The sequence below is a fragment of the Okeania sp. SIO2B9 genome, from assembly GCF_010672505.1.
Lineage (GTDB): Bacteria > Cyanobacteriota > Cyanobacteriia > Cyanobacteriales > Microcoleaceae > Okeania > Okeania hirsuta.
Map to the genome: position 1 here is coordinate 1 of NZ_JAAHGK010001110.1, position 2583 is coordinate 2583.

The 2583-nt window shown below is 40.0% G+C and carries 1 protein-coding gene; it reads left to right on the top strand.

Annotated features, from left to right (window positions below):
• On the top strand, positions 1 to 2284 hold a 2284-nt coding region (locus F6K13_RS27875), incomplete at its 5' end, for a calcium-translocating P-type ATPase, PMCA-type (protein WP_287289116.1).
• Positions 2285 to 2583 lie beyond the last annotated feature (299 nt).

The following is a 2583-nucleotide window of genomic DNA, read 5'->3' on the forward strand; positions in this document are numbered from 1 at the left end:
TGAGACAGAAATTGGTAAAACTGCTAGATGCGTTCTAGATATCACAGATGTGGAAACGCCTCTAAATCTACAACTCGAACGTCTGAGTAATCTGATTGGGATTCTCGGTTTAGTCGTAGCAGTGTTAATTGATATCGCCTTAGTAGCACGAGGTATCTTCACCGGAGAACTCGATCTCACCTCCGGACAGTGGTACATTATCAGTATCCTGACCGTTAGCTTAACTGTTGCCCTGACTAGAGTCTGGTTGCCAATAATCGTAGATGGATTGGAATCAGTAGGCAAAGAAATCGAACTACCAGAGTGGCTGGAAAATGATAGCGGGATAGCTTGGGTAAAAAATATTTTGCTCGCTCTGGCAATATCTGGCATCGGTATCGGGGTAGGTTACTATTTAGAATGGGTTCCCGCTTCCCCTACTGACTGGATATCAGCAGATGTCGCTGTTAAATTTCTCACCTACTTTATGATTGCAGTTGCGGTTATAGTTGTGGCAGTACCCGAAGGACTAGCACTAAGCGTTACTCTCAGTCTAGCTTACAGTATGCAGAAAATGACTCAACAAAATAATCTGGTCCGCAGGATGCACGCTTGTGAAACCATTGGCGCTACAACGGTCATTTGTTCTGATAAAACAGGTACTTTGACTGAAAACAAAATGCAGGTGAGTGATGTAAATTTTCCTAGCTTAGAGGACAAGACTATCAATGCTGACAACGTTATAGTAGAAGCAATTTGTAGCAATAGTACGGCCAACTTAGAATACAAAAAAGGTGAAGAGTCTATTCCTCTAGGAGACCATACAGAAGGTGCTTTGCTGTTGTGGTTGGAGGAAAATAATATTGACTACATTGACAAACGAGATGATTTTGATATTGTCAGTCAGTTAACTTTTTCAGCAGACAGAAAGTACATGGCAACTATGGGAAATTCCTCCATAACAGGGGACAAAATACTCCATATTAAAGGTGCGCCAGAATTATTGCTCGCGAGTTGTCATCAAATTATGACTGCGGAGGGCGTCAAACCTTTTGCAGATTCTACAAGAGTATCCATTGCAGCAGAATTAAATCAGTATGAAACTATTGGTAGACGTACTTTGGGATTTGCCTATATTCGAGACCCTCAAGACTATCAACAAGGAAAAGAACTCGAACAATATCACGATTTGATTTGGTTGGGTTTTGTGGCGATCGCTGACCCAGTGCGAGAAGAAGTCCCAAATGCAGTCAAAATCTGTCAAAAAGCTGGCGTCAAGGTCAAAATGATTACTGGGGATAGTCGTCTGACTGCTGTTGAAATAGCTCGCGAAATCGGTATTATAAGTCAGGACGATCCGAATGATTATTGTATTACTGGTGGTAAACTACGTTCCCTGGATGATGAAGCAGTTTTGGCAGTGCTGAAAAAAGTCAAAGTGATTGCTCGAGCGCGACCCCAGGATAAGCAACGTATTGTACAGTTATTACAAACTAGCGGGGAAGTTGTGGCAGTTACGGGTGATGGTACTAATGATGCACCTGCTTTGAATCAAGCGCAGGTAGGTTTGTCGATGGGTAGCGGTACTTCTGTTGCTAAAGAAGCAAGCGATATCATTATTTTGAACGACTCTTTTGCCAGTATCGAAAATGCCGTGATGTGGGGGCGGTCGCTTTACCAAAATATTCAAAAGTTTATCCTCTTCCAGTTAACAATAAATGTTGCTGCTTGTGGAATAGCTTTGTTGGGTCCATTTATTGGGATTAATTTGCCGTTTACAGTAACTCAACTATTGTGGGTAAACTTAATTATGGATACTTTTGCTGCTTTAGCTTTAGCAACAGAACCCCCAAATCAAAAAGTGATGGAAAATGCACCTAGAAATTCCCAAGATTTTATTATTTCCAAACCAATGATGGTGAGTATTTTTTCGGTAGCTGCAGTATTCCTAGTATTTTTCGTCGCATTCTTACTTTATATCCAGAAAGATAGAGTAGTAACTCCTTATGAATTATCTCTATTTTTCACCACATTTGTGATGTTGCAGTTTTGGAATATGTTTAATGCCAAATGTTTTGGTTTAAAAGAATCTGCATTTTCTAATATTAGTAAAAATGGCAGTTTTGTCGCGATCGCTGCATTTATTTTTTTGGGACAAATTTTGATGGTTCAATTTGGTGGTGCTGTATTTAGAACAGTTCCTTTATCTTTAAGAGATTGGTTGGTAATTATTGGAGGTACTTCTATTGTGTTGTGGATTGGAGAAATTTGGCGAATGATTCAGATGCGGTTTAGGGTTTCTTAAAAAGTTGTAGGGTGGGTAAATATTTGCTCGCCCTAGAGACTTAGGTGGTAGGTTTCAACAATTAATAATTAATAATTAATAATTAATAATTAATAATTACCTCTCCTTGAAAACAAGAGGATTGACTAATCATGAAAATTTTTTCTTCTCTTGGTCGATTGGATATGGCGAGGAGACCCTAAGAGTGACAGAGCCGCTCCGAAGTACGCCATCCCACCCTACGGGAAGCTGCGCTAACGACCGCTTGTTTCTCCTTTAAAGGAGAGGATTTTTACCTTAATTATTCGGTAAATTCAGGA